Origin of the sequence: Streptomyces sp. NPDC014764, from assembly GCF_043082785.1 — a bacterium.
Taxonomy (GTDB): domain Bacteria; phylum Actinomycetota; class Actinomycetes; order Streptomycetales; family Streptomycetaceae; genus Streptomyces; species Streptomyces althioticus.
In genome coordinates, this window is record NZ_JBIBXY010000001.1 from 1116258 (window position 1) to 1132610 (window position 16353).

Consider the following 16353-nt stretch of genomic DNA (forward strand, 5'->3'; position numbering starts at 1 on the left):
TGGACTTCCCGCCGCCTGATTCGCCCTGATGGTGTCACTATGACTGGATAACGACCGACGGGACCGTCCGCGCCGACGAGCAGCCGAAGGAGCCCCGTGATGCCCCAGCTCAGCGTCATCGTCCACGGGCCGAACACCCAGGACCACCTGACCGGCCTGCTCGACTCGCTCGTCGCCCACCCCCTGCCGGACGTGGAGGTCGTCGTCGCCGCCGTCGGCGACTGGGCCCGTGAGACGGCCGGGCGGCACGCCCCGCAGCTCCAGGTGGTCCCGCTGCCCGACGGCACCTCCGACGCGGCGGCGAGAGCGGCGGGGGCCGCGCGGGCCACGGGCCGCTGGCTGCACTTCGTCCGCGCCAAGGACGGCCTCCCGCCCGGCAGCCCCCGCACCGTCGCCGAGCGCACCGCCGAGCTGCCCGACAGCGTCGACGTCCTCCTCCTGGACCATCTGCGCAGCACCTGGCGCAGCTCCGCCCTCCCCTCGGCGGACGGGCCCCTCCTCGCCCGCGCCGGACGCACCGAGCCGGCCCTCGCCGACGCCGCCTACCTGCTGCGCCTCACCCCCTTGCTCGGCACCCGCGTGCTGCGCGCCGGCTTCTGGCGGACCCACGAGGAGCACCTCACCACCGACGACGAGCCCCGCGCCGCCCTCGCCGCCCTGCTGCTCGCCGGCCGCGTCTCCTGCCTGCCGCACATCGCCTACGAGGACCGGCGGCTGCGCCCCGCGAGCCTCCCGCCCGTCACCCCCGCGCAGCACCTCGCCGCCGTCGACCGCTACGAGGCCCTCCTCGACCTCGCCCAGGACCGGCCCGCGGCCTACACCGTGCTCTACGAGATCATGGTCCGCGACTGCCTGCGCACCTTCGCGCGGGGCGCCGTGCCCGAGCCGGCCGCCCGGGAGTTCTTCCTGCGGGCCGGATCCGCCGCCGTGCGCCGCCGTCCCGAGGGGTACCGCCGTCCCGGCGGCCCGGAGGGCGTGCGCCGCTCGCTGCTGGAGGAGGGCGCCTACACCCGCTACCGCGCCTTCCAGGCCGCCAACCACGCCCGCCGCGCCGTGCGCTCCACGGTGCGCGCCGGACGGCGGCAGGCCGGCGCCCTGGTCCGCGACCACCAGTACCGCGCGGCGCTGCGCCGCCCCGTGGACCCGCACCTCGCGGTGTTCTCCGCCTACTGGAACCGCGGCGTCGCCTGCAATCCCGCCGCGATCGCCGCCAAGCTCGCCGAACTCGCCCCGCACGTCCACCCGGTGTGGGTGGTGACCGCGCGCAACGCGGCCCTGCTGCCGCCCGGCACCGACCACGTGGTCCCCGGCACCCGCCGTTACTGGGAGGTGCTCGCCACGGCGAAGTACCTCGTCAACAACGTCAACTTCCCGAACGCCGTGGTCAAACGCCCCGACGCGGTGCATGTGCAGACCCACCACGGCACCCCCCTCAAGCGCATGGGCCTCGACCAGATGGCCTACCCGGCCGCGGCACAGGGGCTGGACTTCGACGCCCTGCTGGAGCGCGTCGACAAGTGGGACTACAGCGTCTCCGCCAACAGCCACACCACCCGCATGTGGGAGCGCGCCTACCCGTCCCGGTACGTCTCCCTCGACCACGGCTATCCGCGCAACGACGTCTACTGCACGGCCGGCGCCGACGAGGTGCGCGCGGTCCGCGAACGGCTCGGCATCGCCCCCGGCCGCCGGGCCGTCCTCTACGCGCCCACCCACCGCGACTACGAGGCCGGCTGGACCCCGCGCCTGGACCTGGCCGCGCTCGCCGACCGGCTCGGCGAGGACACCGTACTGCTGGTGCGCGCCCACTACTTCTACGACTCGGGCCTCTCCCCGCTGGCCGGGCTGCGCCGCTCCGGACGCGTGATCGACGTGTCGTCGTACGACCCGGTCGAGGAGCTGTGCCTGGCAGCGGACGCCCTGGTCACGGACTACTCGTCGATCATGTTCGACTACGCCAACCTGGACCGCCCGATCGTCATCCACGCCGACGACTGGGAGACGTACCGCACCACGCGCGGGGTGTACTTCGACCTGATGGCCGAGGCGCCGGGGCCGGTCGCGCGCACCCAGGACGACCTCATCGAGATCCTCGCCACCGACGCCTGGCGCGACGAGGGCGCGGCGAAGGCGCGGGCCGCGTTCCGCCGCCGGTTCTGCGAGTTCGACGACGGCCGGGCCGCCGAGCGGGTCGTGCGCCGGGTGTTCCTCGGCGAGGACGAGGCGTCCCTGCCCCCGGTGCTGCCGCCGGAGGAGCGCACCCCGGCGCCGGCTCCCCAGGAGGTGACCGCGTGATGTCCACGTCCCGGCTCCCCGACGTCACCGTCACGGTGATCGTGCACAACGACGCCGGACGGCTGCCCCGCGCCGTGCGGTCCGTGTGCCGCCAGACCCACCGCAACCTGGAGGTCGTCATCAGCGACGACCACTCCACGGACGACACCCCGCGGGTGGCGCGGGAGCTGGCGGCCGCCGACCCGCGCGTGAGGTACCTCCGACTGCCGGAGAACAGCGGCGGATGCAGTGCGCCCCGCAACCGCGCCCTGGAGATCGCCCGGGCGCCGTACCTGATGTTCCTCGACAGCGACGACGAGCTGCCGGACGGCGCGGTCGCCGCCCTGCTGGCCGCGCACCGGGAGCGGGAGATCGACTTCGCGATGGGCGCGGTGCGCCGGATCCGGGTGGACACCGGGCGCCGCTCCACGTGGATGCCGCACCTGGTGGGCGAGCGCCGCACCCTCGACGGCGTCGAGGACGACCCGCGGCTGTTCTTCGAGCACCTGGCGACCAGCAAGATGTACGCCCGCGCCTTCCTCGACCGGCACGCGCTGCGCTTCCCGGAGGGCATCCACTACGAGGACCAGCTCTTCTCGGCGCAGGCCTACTGCCTGGCCGAGCGGTTCACGATCGTCCCCGAGCCGGTCTACCTCTGGTACATAGCCCCCTACGTGAGCTCGGACGCCGCGTCCATATCCAACCAGCGGCACCTGATCGGCAACGTCCGCGACCGGATCCACGTGCAGCGGCTGATCGACGCGTTCCTGGCGGAGAGCGGGCACGAGGGGCTGCGGGAGGACAAGGACCACAAGTTCCTCAAGCACGACTTCCGGATGTACGCGGGCGACCTGCCGTACCGCGACGAGGAGTGGCTGGCCGCCTTCGCCGACGAGGTGAACCCGTACCTGGAGACGCTGGCCCCGGGCGCGTACGCGCGGCTGCCCCGCGCGGAGCGGGTGGTGCTCCAGCTGGTCCGGGACCGCCGTCTGCCGGAGGCCGCGCTCGCCGCGCGGGGGCTGGGGTACGGCGTCGCCCCGAGGCGGCTCGCCGCCGACGCGGACGGCCGGGTCTACTGGGGCGACCGTGTGCCGGACGGCGTGGGCGCCCGCCGCGAGCTGGACCTGACCGAGCTGGAGCCGGACACCCGTCCCTTCCCCGGCGCCCTGTTCCGGCACGAGATCACCGGGATCGCCCGTGTCCCCGGGGGCGGAGCCCGGGTGGACCTCACCGTGCGCACCTACGACCCGGCGCTGCGGCTCCCCGTCGGCCCGCAGCGGGCGAGCCTGGTGATCTCCCCGGGCCGGCGCCGCCTCACCGTGCCGTTCCGCCTGGCCCCGGTGCGGCCGGGTGTGTTCGAGGGGACGGTGCGGCTGGACCTGGCCGTGGCGCGGCTGCCGCTGGGCGGATTCTCAGGGGTCCGGCACCCTCTGCTGCGGCTCTCCGGCAGCGGCCAGAGCAACCAGGCGCTGCTGCTGGCGCCCCTGCAGTTCCCGCCGCTGACCGCCCGCGTCCCCTACCGCTCCGGCGCCGCCCCGCACCGGGTCACCGTCGAACCGGAGGGGCACAACCCGGGGCGCCTCCAGGTCCGCTGGGAGCCGGCCGGTGTCGCCGCCGCGCTCCGCCCGGCCGCCGGCCGCCTGGTCCACCCGCGGCTGCGGCGGGCGGTCCAGCTGGTGGCGGGCATCCTGCGCTGACGGCCCGCAGCACCGCCACGCACCGGCCTGCCGGACGACCGGTCGCCAGGCCGCCCTCGGCCGGCTCACGGCACCGCGTACAGCACCTCGCCGCGCGGCCCCCGGGCCACCGGACGCAGCGCGGGGTCGTCCAGGGCGCCACGGCGGTCCAGCACCCAGCGCACCTCGTACGCCCGCTCGGTGCGCCGCCGCTCGGCCGGGGGCGTGCCCGCGGCGAAGTACGCCTCGGTGGCGGCCGTACGGCGCTCCTCGTCGGCGAGGAAGAAGTCCGGGTAGCCGGGCGCGACCGTGTAGGGGCCGTAGGCGGGCACCTGGCGGGCGACCCGGCCCTCGGCCATGACGACGTCGCCGTACCGCACCCAGCGGGTGATCCACCCGTACCCCGGCCACGGCCGCCGGTACTTCTCCGCGACCGGACCCGGCAGCGCGTCGGCCGGGACCACGTACCCGAGGGCGCCCGCCTGCGCCCACGCCCCGGCCAGCAGCGCCCCGGCGAGCAGCGCCGCCCACACCGACCGCACCCGCCGCGACCCCGCCCCCACGACCGCGAGCGCCGCCGCGAGCTGCGCCGGGATCACCGCCGCCGGCAGGGCCCGCGCCCAGGAGTGGTGCCCGGTGACCCGGCCCGCCGCGACGGCCAGCACCCCCAGGGCGCAGAACACCACCAACGGGTCCCGGTGGTCGCGCCGCCACCGTCCCGCCAGGGCGGCGGCCCCGAGCAGCACCAGTCCGAACCGCGCGGCCGGGTGCTCGTACAGCACCCGGTGCACCGTCTCCAGCCCTTCCCCGGCGTCCGCCAGCGCGAAGAAGTCGTAGTACGGCCACGCCCCCAGCGCAGAGACGCCCAGCAGCAGCGCGCCGCCGAGCCGGGGCCACACCGCGCGGCCCGGCCGCGCCGCGACCACCGTGGCGGCCGCCCCCAGTGTGGTCACCACCCCGGAGAACTGGTGGCAGAGCAGGATCACCGCCCACAGCACGCCCAGGCCCAGCCACACCCCCCAGCCGGCCGGACCGCGCAGCGCCCCGGTCAGCCAGGTCCAGAAGTGGAAGGCGAGCCCCAGCGTGAAGGTGCTCGGGTACGCCGCCGTCAGGGCCAGCGAGTGCAGCCCGGTGAAGCCGCTCCACAACAGGGGCTCGGTGCCCCAGAGGAACAGCAGGGACAGCAGCGCGAGCACGGGCGCGGCCGGGTGCGCGCTCAGCGTCCGCACGTACCGCCACACGCCCGTGACCAGCAGCGCCAGTCCGGCCGCGGCGGCGAGCCGCAGCACCACGAAGACGTCCAGGCCGGTCGCCCGTGCCACACCGCCGAGCACCAGCGTCCACGGCGAGTAGTACGGGCTCGGGGTGTTCGCGTCGACCAGCGGGTTGCCGGGGGCGAGCGGGGCGTGGCGCAGCCGCTGCAGCGTGGCCGCGTGGATGCCCAGGTCACCCATCCACGGAAGCCGTACGACGACCAGGATCAGCAACAGCAGGACGAGTCCGGTGACGCCCGTGGCCAGGACGCGGCCGACGGCGGCCGGGCGGAGCGCGGAGCGGCGCGTGTGGGCCCCTCCGGAGACCCCGGACGACGAGAAACGGACAGTCACACCGAAGCCCTATCCCGTCAGCGGCCCGTCCCCACGGGTTCGCCGCCGATTCCCGCCTAAGGCACCACACGCGCGAGGGGCGCCGCGGACCGTCACGGTCGGCGGCGCCCCTCGACGGGCCCTGTCGTCCTACGAGTGCGACCTCAGCAGCGTGCGCATGGTCCGCATGGCCACCGACAGGTTGGCCAGGTCGAACGCGTCGGAGTTGTGGATCTCCTCCAGCGTGGTGCGGGCCCGGCCCAGCAGCGCCGCGTTCTTCTGCTCCCACAGCGCGAACCGCTGCTCCGGCGTCGACGTGCCGTCGCCCTCCGCGAGGACGTCCGCGGTGACCGCCGCGTGCGCCGCGTACAGGTCCTCGCGGATCGCCGCGCGGGCCATGGACTGCCACCGGTCCGCGCGCGGCAGCTCGATGATCCGGTCCATCAGCTGGGTGATGCGCAGCCGGTCGGCGAGGTCGTAGTACACCTCGGCGACGTCCAGCGGCTCCCTGCCCATCCGGTCGGCCACCGACACGATGTCGAGCGTCGGGAAGGCGGAGGAGAACCCGGCGACCCGGGTGGCCAGCTCGTCCGGGACCCCGGCCCCGGTGAGCTCGTCGTAAATCTTCCCGTACCAGTCCTGGTCCTCGCCGCGCAGCAGCTTCGGCAGCTGCGACCAGACCAGCTCCACCCGCTCGGCGAAGAACGACACCGTCTCCTCGAGCTGCAGCGGCTGCGGCCGGTTGTTGAGCAGCCAGCGCGTGCCGCGTTCCACCAGACGGCGCGAGTGCAGCCGGATCCGGGTCTGGGTGGCGGCGTCGGCCTTCGTGTCGAGCGCCTCCACGCCGTCCCACACCACCGAGGAGCGGAAGATCGCGCGGGCCGCGGTCTGCGCCCGGACGATCTCCTCGAGCGACGCCCCGGTCTCCTCGCGCATCCGGTGCAGGTAGGTGGTGCCGCCGGTGTTGACCGTGTCGTTGACCAGCACGGTCGTGGTGATCTCACGGCGCAGCGGGTGGCTGTCGATGTGCTCCCCGAACTGCTCGCGCAGCGCGGTCGGGAAGTACGCGTGCAGCAGACCCCTGAGGTACGGGTCGTCGGGCAGCGAGGTGTGCAGCAGCTCGTCGGCGACGGTGATCTTCGTGTACGCCAGCAGCACCGCCGTCTCCGGCCCGGTCAGGCCCTGCCCGGAGGCGAGCCGCTCGCGGATCTGCCGGTCGGTGGGCAGGAACTCCAGCGCCCGGTCCAGGTGACCCTCGCGCACCAGGTGCTTCAGGAAGCGCTGCTGCGCGTGGATCATGTCCTTCGACTGGGCGAGCGCGTTGGCGATGGCGGTGTTCTGCGCGTAGTTGTTGCGCAGCACCAGGCGGCCGACCTCGTCGGTCATCTCGGCGAGCAGCTTGTTGCGCTGCTTCACCGTCATGTCGCCTTCCTTGACCAGGCCGTTCAGCAGGATCTTGATGTTCACCTCGTGGTCGGAGGTGTCCACGCCCGCGCTGTTGTCGATGGCGTCGGTGTTGATCCGGCCGCCGTGCAGCGCGAACTCGATCCGGCCGAGCTGGGTCATGCCCAGGTTGCCGCCCTCGCCGACGACGGAGACCCGCAGGTCCTTGCCGTCGACGCGGATCGCGTCGTTGCTCTTGTCGCCGACGTCCGCGTTCGACTCGGTGGACGCCTTGACGTAGGTGCCGATGCCGCCGTTCCACAGCAGGTCGACCGGCGCCGTGAGGATGGCCTTCATGAGGTCGGCCGGGGTCATCTTGGAGATCTTCTCCTCGATCCCCAGGGCCTCACGGATGTGGCCGTTGAGCTGGATCGCCTTGGCCGTGCGCGGGAAGACGCCGCCGCCCGCGGAGATCAGCTCGGCGTTGTAGTCGGCCCAGCTGGAACGCGGCAGCTCGAACAGCCGGCGGCGCTCGGCGTACCCGGTGGCCGCGTCCGGGTTCGGGTCGATGAAGATGTGCCGGTGGTCGAAGGCCGCGACCAGGCGGATGTGCTCGCTGAGCAGCATGCCGTTGCCGAACACGTCGCCGGACATGTCGCCGATGCCGACGACCGTGAAGTCCTCGCTCTGGGTGTCCACGCCCAGCTCGCGGAAGTGCCGCTTGACGGACTCCCAGGCGCCGCGCGCGGTGATGCCCATGCCCTTGTGGTCGTAGCCGGCCGAGCCGCCGGAGGCGAAGGCGTCGCCGAGCCAGAAGTTGTAGCTCTCGGCGACCTCGTTGGCGATGTCGGAGAAGGTCGCGGTGCCCTTGTCGGCGGCGACGACGAGGTAGGTGTCGTCCTCGTCGTGCCGGACGACGTCCGCCGGGGGCACGACCTCGCCGCCCACCATGTTGTCGGTGATGTCCAGCAGCGCGGAGATGAACGTCCGGTAGGAGGCGATGCCCTCGGCCATCCACGCGTCGCGGTCGACGGCCGGGTCGGGCAGCTGCTTGGCGACGAAGCCGCCCTTGGCGCCCACCGGCACGATGACGGTGTTCTTCACCATCTGCGCCTTGACCAGGCCGAGGATCTCGGTGCGGAAGTCCTCGCGCCGGTCGGACCAGCGCAGACCGCCGCGCGCGACCTTGCCGAAGCGCAGGTGCACGCCCTCCACCCGCGGCGAGTACACCCAGATCTCGAACGCCGGGCGCGGCGCGGGCAGGTCCGGGATGGCCTGCGGGTCGAACTTCATGGAGACGTAGTCGTGCGGCTCGCCGCCGCTCGCCTCCTGGAAGAAGTTGGTGCGCAGCGTCGCCTTGATGACGGTGAGGAAGGAGCGCAGGATGCGGTCCTCGTCGAGGCTGGCGACCTGGTCGAGGGCTGCGTCGAGCTCCTCGAGCAGGGCGTCCACCAGCTCGTACCCGGCGCGCTGCCGGTCCGGCGACATCCGCGCCTCGAACAGGGAGACGAGCAGCCGGGTGGTGTGGACGTTGTGACGGAGGGTGTCCTCCATGTAGTCCTGGCTGAAGGTGGACCCGGCCTGGCGCAGGTACTTGGCGTACGCGCGCAGCACCATCGCCTGGCGCCAGGTGAGCCCGGCGCTCAGCACGAGGGCGTTGAAGCCGTCGTTCTCCGCCTTGCCGGTCCAGGTCGCCTCGAAGGTGTCCTGGAAGCGCTCGCGGGCGTCGTCGCCGAGGTAGTCGACCCCGCCGCCGGGCGCCTGCGGCATGCGCAGCCCGAAGTCGTAGATGTAGGCGACGCTGCGGTCGTCGCACCGCAGTTCGTACGGCCGCTCGTCGATGACCTCGACGCCGAGGCGCTGCAGCACGGGCAGCACCGCGGACAGGGAGACGGCCTCGCCGGTGCGGTAGATCTTGAAGCGGCGCTCGTCGGGCGCCGCGCCCACCGGCTCGTACAGGCTGAGCGCGAAGTCGCGCTGCTCGCCCAGCTCCTCGAGGCGCACCAGGTCGGCCACGGCGCCGCGCGGGGTGTGGTCGGCCTTGTAGCCCTCGGGGAAGGCGCCCGCGTAGCGGCGCAGCAGCTCGGCGGCGCGCTCCTCGCCGAACTCCGTGGTCAGGGCCTCGGAGAAGCCGTCGGACCAGGAGCGGGCGGCCTCCGCGAGCCGGGACTCGATGCGTTCCTTGTCGCTGTCGGACAGGGGTCGCAGTTCGGTGCCCTGCGGGACGCGGACGACGAAGTGCAGCCGGGACAGGACCGACTCGGTGTTCCACGCGGTGAAGTCGACGCTGACGCCGCCGAGCTCCTCCTTGAGGATGTCGATGATCCGCAGCCGCACCGCGGTGGTGTAGCGGTCGCGCGGCAGGTAGACGAGGGCGGAGTAGTAGCGCCCGTACTCGTCCTGGCGCAGGTACAGCCGCAGCCGGCGACGCTCCTGGAGGTAGAGCACCGAGGTGGCGATGGTTTGCAGTTCCTCGACCGGGGTCTGGAACAGCTCGTCGCGCGGGTAGGTCTCCAGGATCTGGAGCAGGTCGCGCCCGTCGTGGCTGTGCGGCGAGAAGCCGGCCCGCTCCAGGACGTCCTCCACCTTGCGGCGGATCACCGGGACGCGACGCACGGACTCGGTGTAGGCGGCGGAGGAGAACAGTCCGAGGAAGCGGCGCTCGCCGACGACGTTGCCGTCGGCGTCGAACTTCTTCACGCCGATGTAGTCCAGGTACGACGGCCGGTGCACGGTGGCGCGGCTGTTGGCCTTGGTGAGGATCAGGAGCTTGTGCTCGCGGGCCTTGGCGCGGGCGTCGGCGGGCAGCCGCTCGAAGGACGGGCTGACCGGGTGGTCCTCGTCGGCCGCGTGGTGCGGGTCGGAGCGCAGGATGCCGAGGCCGGTGCCGGGAACGGCGGCCAGCGAGTCGTCGGCGCGCAGCTCGTACTCGCGGTAGCCGAGGAAGGTGAAGTGGTCGTCGGCGAGCCAGTGCAGCAGCTCGCGGGCCTCCTCGACCTGCAGCGGGGGCAGGTCGGCGGGGACGGGCTCGTCGGGCAGCGCGTCGGCCAGCGAGGTGGCGGCCTGGCGCATCTTGCCCCAGTCCTCGACGGCCTCGCGGACGTCGGAGAGGACGCGCAGCAGATCGGCGGTGATCTGCTTGAGGTCGCCGCGGTCGGTCTCGCGGTCGATCTCCACGTGGATCCAGGACTCGACGTGCGCGTCGTGCGGCAGGTCGCGGGCGTCCTGCGGGAGGTCGCCGCTCACCCCGTCGGAGAGCACCTCGATCAGCTTGCCCGTGACGTCCCGGCGGACCACGAACTGCGGGTGGATCACCACGTGGATGCCGCGGCCCTGGCGGGTCAGCTCGTTGGTGACGGAGTCGACGAGGAAGGGCATGTCGTCGGTGACGACCTCGACGACGGAGTGGCTGCAGGTCCAGCCGTTCTCCTCGACGGTCGGGGTGTGCACCCGGACGTTCGCCGTGCCCTGCGGGCGGTTCTCGGCGAGCCTGCGGTGCGAGACGGCGGCCCCGAAGATGTCGACCGGGTCGCGGTCGGTGAGGTCTTCCGGGGCGGTGTGCAGGTAGTAGCGCTGGAGGAACGCGAGGACGGTGTCCCGGTCGGGTGTGTCCCCCTCCACGGTCCCAGTCGGCAGTTTCCCCCCGGCCGGGCTGTTCTCAGCTACCCGGGCGGCCCGATCGAGCAGCTCGGCCTTGGCTTCGTCCAGCTTGGTCTGCATGGTCCTCTGGCTCCTGTCGCGCGCCGTTGCGTGACGTAGAAGGAAGTACGGTCTCCGACCCTGAGGTGCGGCGGTACGACACGGGGTGTCCGGTCTGTGCCGACGGTATGCCGCAAGGTGAGAGGAGCGGGGGCTTCTCGGCGGAATTGAGTGCGTCCGACGGGTGTGACGTGGCTCTCCGTGACGTCGGCCCCCCTGGGGTGCGCCGCGTCCCGTGCCGCCCGCGAGGATCAGCGGTCGCCACCCGGCCACGGATGTCCTCCGTGCTCGCCGGGCGCACAACGGGGACGCAACGGTCCCCGCGAGCTATCGCGCTGATCACGCTGCCTAGGCTATCGCTCTCCTGAGGGGCCCCGTCATGAGCCGTATGTGTACAAAACCGGGGGGCGAACTTTGACGTTTCGCACAGTGCGCCCGGGGCCCTCGGGTCAGCCGGAAACCGCCAGGCGTTCCGCCTCCGCCACGGCCTCGCTCAGGCTGTCGACCACCGGCACCCCGACCGCCTCCAGACTGGCCCGGCCGTGCGAGCCGCCGGTCCACAGCACGGCGTGCGCGCCGACGTGGAGCGCGGCCAGCGCGTCGTCGGTCGCGTCGCCGATGACCACCGTGCGCCGCGGGTCCACCGTGCCGCGCAGCGCTTCCAGGTGGCGCACCATGTGCTCCGCCTTGCTGCCGCCGGAGGGTCCTGTGCGGCCGTCGACGCGTATGAAGTGGGAGGAGATCCCGAAGTCCTCCACCAGCGGGACGAGCTCCTCGTGCCCGTACATGCTGAGGATCGACTGGCTGCGGCCCGCGGCCACCCACCCCGTGAGCAGGTCCTCCACGCCGTCGGCGAGGCCGCAGCGCACCCGGTGCTCGGTGTAGTGGCGGTGGAAGACCGCGTCCATGACCTCCCACTCGGCCTGGCTGGGCAGCCGGCCCATCAGCCGCTCGTAGAAGCGCGGCACCGGCACGCAGTACAGCTCCCGGTACCGCTCCAGCGTGATGGGCGCGAGGCCCAGCTCGGCGAAGGCCGCGTTCGTCGCCCCGATGACCGCGTCGACGTCGTGGAAGAGCGTGCCGTTCCAGTCCCAGACGATGTGCGCGTACGTGTGCGTCCCCATGCGGAAAACCTACCCGTGCCGTCAGGCGACGAGCTGCGGGATCTCCTGCGTCGCGAACCACAGCAGCTCGTGGTCCTCCGCGCCGTCCACGACGAACCGGGCGTCGTCGTCGCCCCCGTCCGCCGCGTCCAGCGCCTGCGCGGCGGCCGCCACGTCCTCCTCGGCGTCCTCCGCGTCCACGTGCACGGCGGCCGCCTTCGCCAGGCGTACGGGCCCGGCGAGGCGCACCTCGCCCAACGCGTCCCGCTCCGGGCCCCGGCCGGGTTCGGCGGAGGCGGCGCCGTCGGCCACGTCCACGGCGACCACGACCCGGCGGCGGGGCGCGGCGGGGTCGGCGGCGAGGAGACGCAGGGAGGCCAGCGAGGCGCGGCCGAGCGCGGCGTACTCCAGCTCCTCGATGTCGTCGGAGACGTACCACTCGCGCAGCGCGGGCGTCACGGCGTACGCCGTGAACGGCCCGTCGCCCAGCTGCCCCGTCCTGTGCGCCTCGGCGAGCCCGGGGAGGGTCAGGGGGACGTAGACGCGCATGGTCGGCCGCTTTCGTCAGCTCGGGTCACTTCTTCGGCAAGGTCTCAGAATACGTCGCACCCGTCCCCCTTCGAGCCCTCGCCGCCCCCTCGGAGACCGTCACCCCTGGTCCACGGATTCACCCGCCTCGGCCGCGTGAACAAGGGCTCGGCAGCCACCGGACCACCCGGATAAGTGAACTTCCCGCCCGCTCCCCGCACCCCCGTCCTTCCTTGCCCCGCCCCCGCGCGACCCCGTACAAGATCCCCGTCACGAAGTTACTGCCCGGTACCCGGCTCCCCCGCCGGCCCGGCCTTCAGAACGGGGCCCTCGTGCACAAGGTCATGAGCAGAACACCACGCCGCTCCCCCGCAGCGATCCCCCCACGCGTACCCACGACAGGCCCGGCCCTGGCGCCCGCCCCGGGCGCAGGCCGCCCCCGGGGAACGACCGCCCGCCGCACCCGCCCCACGGACAACCGCCCAGCGGGCCGCGCACCGGCCGCCCGCAGCCGCCCGACGACGCCCGTCCGCGGCATCACTGCAGCTGACCGCGGCATCACGGCGCCTGACCGCGGCATCCCCTCAGGTGACCGCGGCGCGGCTCCCCTGGGCGTCCCGCAGCCCCGGCCCACCGACCGGTTCGCCGAGATGCTCGTCGCCGTGCTCAGCGGGCAGCGTCCCGTGCACGCGATGTTGCGGCACAGTGCCGGGCAGGCCTACGACGAGCTGATCCGGCTCGCCGAGCGCGGGCCCCTGCGGACGCGCGGGGCGCGGCCCGTCGTGCGGGACATCGGATGGTTCGTGCCGCGGGAGGGCGCCATCGAGGCGTTCGCGCGGATCGGCGCCGGGGACAGACTCCGCGCCATGGCCTTCCGGCTGGAGCGCGGCCGGGACCTCCGCTGGCGCTGCACCGCCGTCGAGCTGGGCGGCCCCCGCTGACGACCACGTACGACGGCCGGGGCCGGACACCCTCAGGTGGCCGGGGCCGGACACCCTCAGGTGCCCGGCCCCGGCCGACAGTGCCGTGAGCGCGCCCTCGGCGCGGCGGCGTCACTTCTTGCGGCGACGCCCGCCCCGCGCCTGCTTGCGGCGCTCCGCGCGGGTCAGACCGTCCGCCGACGAGCGCACCGGCTCCTCGTCGGTGGCCAGCTCGCCCTCGATGGTGCCGCCCTCGCCGTCCACCGTGGGAGCGGAGAAGTGGAGGTTCCGCCGCTGCGGGGCGTCCAGGCCCTTCGCGCGGATCTCCGGACGCGCCTGCGCCGGCACCGCGTCCTGCTTCTCCAGGTCGGCGGTCGGCTTGACGTCCTCGACCGGCACCTCCTCGACCTGCTGCTCGACCTGGACCTCCAGGTTGAACAGATAGCCGACGGACTCCTCCTTGATGCCGTCCATCATCGCGCTGAACATGTCGAAGCCCTCGCGCTGGTACTCGACCAGCGGGTCCTTCTGGGCCATCGCGCGCAGGCCGATGCCCTCCTGGAGGTAGTCCATCTCGTAGAGGTGCTCGCGCCACTTGCGGTCCAGCACCGACAGCACGACCCGCCGCTCCAGCTCACGCATGATCTCGGAGCCGAGCTGTGCTTCGCGCGCCTCGTACTGGGCGCGGATGTCGTCCTTGATGGACTCGGAGATGAACTCGGCGGTCAGACCCGCACGGTCGCCGGCCGCCTCCTCCAGCTCCTCGATGGTGACGCTCACCGGGTAGAGCTGCTTGAACGCGCCCCACAGCCGGTCCAGGTCCCAGTCCTCGGGGAAGCCCTCGGCGGTCTCCGCCTGGACGTACGCGTCGATGGTGTCGTCCATGAAGTGGTGGATCTGCTCCTGCAGGTCCTCGCCCTCCAGGACGCGGCGGCGCTCGCCGTAGATGACCTCGCGCTGCCGGTTGAGCACCTCGTCGTACTTCAGGACGTTCTTACGCGTCTCGAAGTTCTGCGTCTCCACCTGCGACTGCGCGGACGCGATCGCGCGGGTGACCATCTTGTTCTCGATCGGCACGTCGTCCGGCACGTTCGCCATGGACATCACGCGCTCGACCATCTGCGCCTTGAACAGCCGCATCAGGTCGTCGCCGAGCGACAGGTAGAAGCGGGACTCGCCCGGGTCGCCCTGACGGCCGGAACGACCGCGCAGCTGGTTGTCGATACGCCGCGACTCGTGCCGCTCCGTGCCCAGCACGTAGAGACCGCCGAGCTTCTCGACCTCGTCCTTCTCGGCCTTCACGGCCTCCTCGGCGCGCGCCAGCGCCTCCGGCAGGGCCGCGGCCCACTCCTCGATGTGCTCCTCGGGGTCGAGGCCACGCTGCCGCAGCTCCGCCTCCGCGAGGTCCTCGGGGTTGCCGCCGAGCTTGATGTCTGTACCACGGCCGGCCATGTTCGTGGCGACCGTGACGGCGCCGCGGCGGCCGGCCTGGGCGACGATCTGCGCCTCACGCTCGTGGTGCTTGGCGTTCAGCACCTCGTGCTGGATGCCCCGCTTGCTGAGCTGCTGCGACAGGTACTCGGACTTCTCGACCGAGGTGGTGCCGACGAGGATCGGCTGCCCCTTGCGGTGCTTCTCCTCGATGTCGTCGACGACCGCCTCGAACTTGGCGACCTCGGTGCGGTAGATCAGGTCCGACTGGTCCTTGCGGACCATCGGCCGGTTGGTCGGGATGGGCACCACGCCGAGCTTGTAGATCTGGTGGAACTCGGCGGCCTCGGTCATCGCCGTACCGGTCATGCCGGACAGACCCGGCAGTTCCTTGCCGTTGTGGTCGTGGCGCTTGTAGAGGCGGAAGAAGTTCTGCAGCGTGATCGTGGCGAGCGTCTGGTTCTCGTCCTTGATCGGCACGCCCTCCTTGGCCTCGATGGCCTGGTGCATGCCCTCGTTGTACCGGCGGCCGGCGAGGATACGTCCGGTGTGCTCGTCGACGATCATGACTTCGTCGTCGATGATGACGTAATCCTTGTCCTTCTTGAAGAGCTCCTTCGCCTTGATGGCGTTGTTCAGGTAGCCCACGAGCGGCGTGTTCACCGACTCGTACAGGTTGTCGATGCCGAGCCAGTCCTCGACCTTGGCGACGCCGGACTCGTGGATGGCGACCGTGCGCTTCTTCTCGTCGACGTCGTAGTCGCCGGTCTCCTCGATGCCCTTGAGCGGGTTGCCCGGCTCACCGCGCTTGAGGCGCTTCACCAGCTTGGCGAAGTCGCCGTACCACTTGGTGGCCTGGTCCGCGGGGCCGGAGATGATCAGCGGCGTACGGGCCTCGTCGATGAGGATCGAGTCGACCTCGTCGACGATGGCGAAGTTGTGGCCGCGCTGCACCAGCTCGTCCTTCGACCACGCCATGTTGTCGCGCAGGTAGTCGAAGCCGAACTCGTTGTTCGTGCCGTAGGTGATGTCGCAGGCGTACTGGGCGCGGCGCTGGGCCGGCGTCATGTTGGCGAGGATGCAGCCGACCTCGAGGCCCAGGAAGCGGTGGACGCGGCCCATCATCTCCGAGTCACGCTCGGCCAGGTAGTCGTTGACCGTGATGATGTGGACGCCGCCGCCGGACAAGGCGTTCAGGTACGCGGGGAGCGTGCCGACGAGGGTCTTGCCCTCACCGGTCTTCATCTCCGCCACGTAGCCCATGTGCAGGGCGGCGCCGCCCATGATCTGGACGTCGTAATGGCGCTGGCCCAGCACCCGCCGGGCGGCTTCGCGCACCGTGGCGAAGGCCTCGGGCAACAGGTCGTCCAGGCTCTCACCGTCGGCGTAGCGCTGCTTGTACTCATCGGTGAGGGCCCGCAGCTCGGCGTCGGAGAGGCCTTCGAAGTCCTCTTCGATGGAGTTGACCTGGTCCGCGATGCGGTGCAGCTTGCGCAGGATTTTGCCTTCGCCTGCACGCATGATCTTCGAGAGGACGGACACGGGGGTTGGTCTCCTTGCCGGTCGGGCCTGGGACGGTCGGTTTCCGTTTCACTGACTGAGCAACGGCCATCGTATGCGAGGACCCCGTCGCGCCGGGAGGCCTGCCGGGGCGGTGACCGTCCGCCGCAGCCGAACCGTGGCACGGCTGCTACACGGACAACGTCCCGGACGCCCGGATGGTGCCGCACGCGCACGGCGAATCACACGCAGG

At 72.3% G+C, this 16353-nt stretch carries 8 protein-coding genes; 3 read left to right on the forward strand and 5 right to left on the reverse strand.

The window, feature by feature from the left end; translation table 11 throughout:
- Nucleotides 1-99 precede the first annotated feature (99 nt).
- The gene (locus ACF1AG_RS05030) at nt 100-2295 is read left to right on the forward strand and encodes a CDP-glycerol glycerophosphotransferase family protein (RefSeq protein WP_359602299.1); all 2196 of its coding nucleotides are present in this window, start codon (nt 100-102) and stop codon (nt 2293-2295) included.
- Nucleotides 2295-3971, forward strand: coding sequence for a glycosyltransferase (locus tag ACF1AG_RS05035; RefSeq protein WP_391809322.1), 1677 nt, complete (start codon nt 2295-2297; stop codon nt 3969-3971). The genes ACF1AG_RS05030 and ACF1AG_RS05035 overlap by 1 nt, the downstream gene beginning before the upstream one ends.
- A 65-nt stretch (nt 3972-4036) precedes the next feature.
- On the opposite strand, the gene ACF1AG_RS05040 is transcribed toward ACF1AG_RS05035, so the two are convergent.
- The 4 genes from ACF1AG_RS05040 to ACF1AG_RS05055 form a co-directional block, all read right to left on the reverse strand.
- Entirely contained in the window at nt 4037-5557 is a 1521-nt protein-coding gene (locus ACF1AG_RS05040) for a hypothetical protein (protein WP_359750506.1), read from the reverse strand.
- Between the two features lie 129 nt (nt 5558-5686).
- Entirely contained in the window at nt 5687-10639 is a 4953-nt protein-coding gene (locus ACF1AG_RS05045; RefSeq protein ID WP_359602305.1) for an NAD-glutamate dehydrogenase, read from the reverse strand.
- A gap of 428 nt (nt 10640-11067) precedes the next feature.
- Nucleotides 11068-11742, reverse strand: coding sequence for an HAD family hydrolase (locus ACF1AG_RS05050; protein WP_391809323.1), 675 nt, complete (start codon nt 11740-11742; stop codon nt 11068-11070).
- Nucleotides 11743-11763: 21 nt separating this feature from the next.
- Nucleotides 11764-12270 carry a DUF6912 family protein gene (locus ACF1AG_RS05055; RefSeq protein ID WP_391809324.1) on the reverse strand — a complete coding sequence of 169 codons (507 nt, stop codon included), beginning with the start codon at nt 12268-12270 and terminating at the stop codon, nt 11764-11766.
- Nucleotides 12271-12581: 311 nt separating this feature from the next.
- Between ACF1AG_RS05055 and ACF1AG_RS05060 the strand changes: the two genes are divergently transcribed.
- Nucleotides 12582-13190, forward strand: coding sequence for an Rv3235 family protein (locus ACF1AG_RS05060; protein WP_359602311.1), 609 nt, complete (start codon nt 12582-12584; stop codon nt 13188-13190).
- A 111-nt stretch (nt 13191-13301) separates the two neighbouring features.
- Here the strand turns inward: ACF1AG_RS05060 and secA are convergent, their stop codons facing one another.
- The gene (secA, locus tag ACF1AG_RS05065) at nt 13302-16142 is read right to left on the reverse strand and encodes a preprotein translocase subunit SecA (RefSeq protein WP_359605164.1); all 2841 of its coding nucleotides are present in this window, start codon (nt 16140-16142) and stop codon (nt 13302-13304) included.
- Nucleotides 16143-16353 lie beyond the last annotated feature (211 nt).

What these genes read in the sequence shown, in the direction of transcription:
- ACF1AG_RS05030 (WP_359602299.1), top strand. Translation starts at nt 100, where the DNA reads ATGCCCCAGCTCAGCGTCATCGTCCACGGGCCGAACACCCAGGACCAC.
- ACF1AG_RS05035 (WP_391809322.1), top strand. Translation starts at nt 2,295, where the DNA reads ATGTCCACGTCCCGGCTCCCCGACGTCACCGTCACGGTGATCGTGCAC.
- ACF1AG_RS05045 (WP_359602305.1), bottom strand. Translation starts at nt 10,639, where the DNA reads ATGCAGACCAAGCTGGACGAAGCCAAGGCCGAGCTGCTCGATCGGGCC.
- ACF1AG_RS05050 (WP_391809323.1), bottom strand. Translation starts at nt 11,742, where the DNA reads ATGGGGACGCACACGTACGCGCACATCGTCTGGGACTGGAACGGCACG.
- ACF1AG_RS05055 (WP_391809324.1), bottom strand. Translation starts at nt 12,270, where the DNA reads ATGCGCGTCTACGTCCCCCTGACCCTCCCCGGGCTCGCCGAGGCGCAC.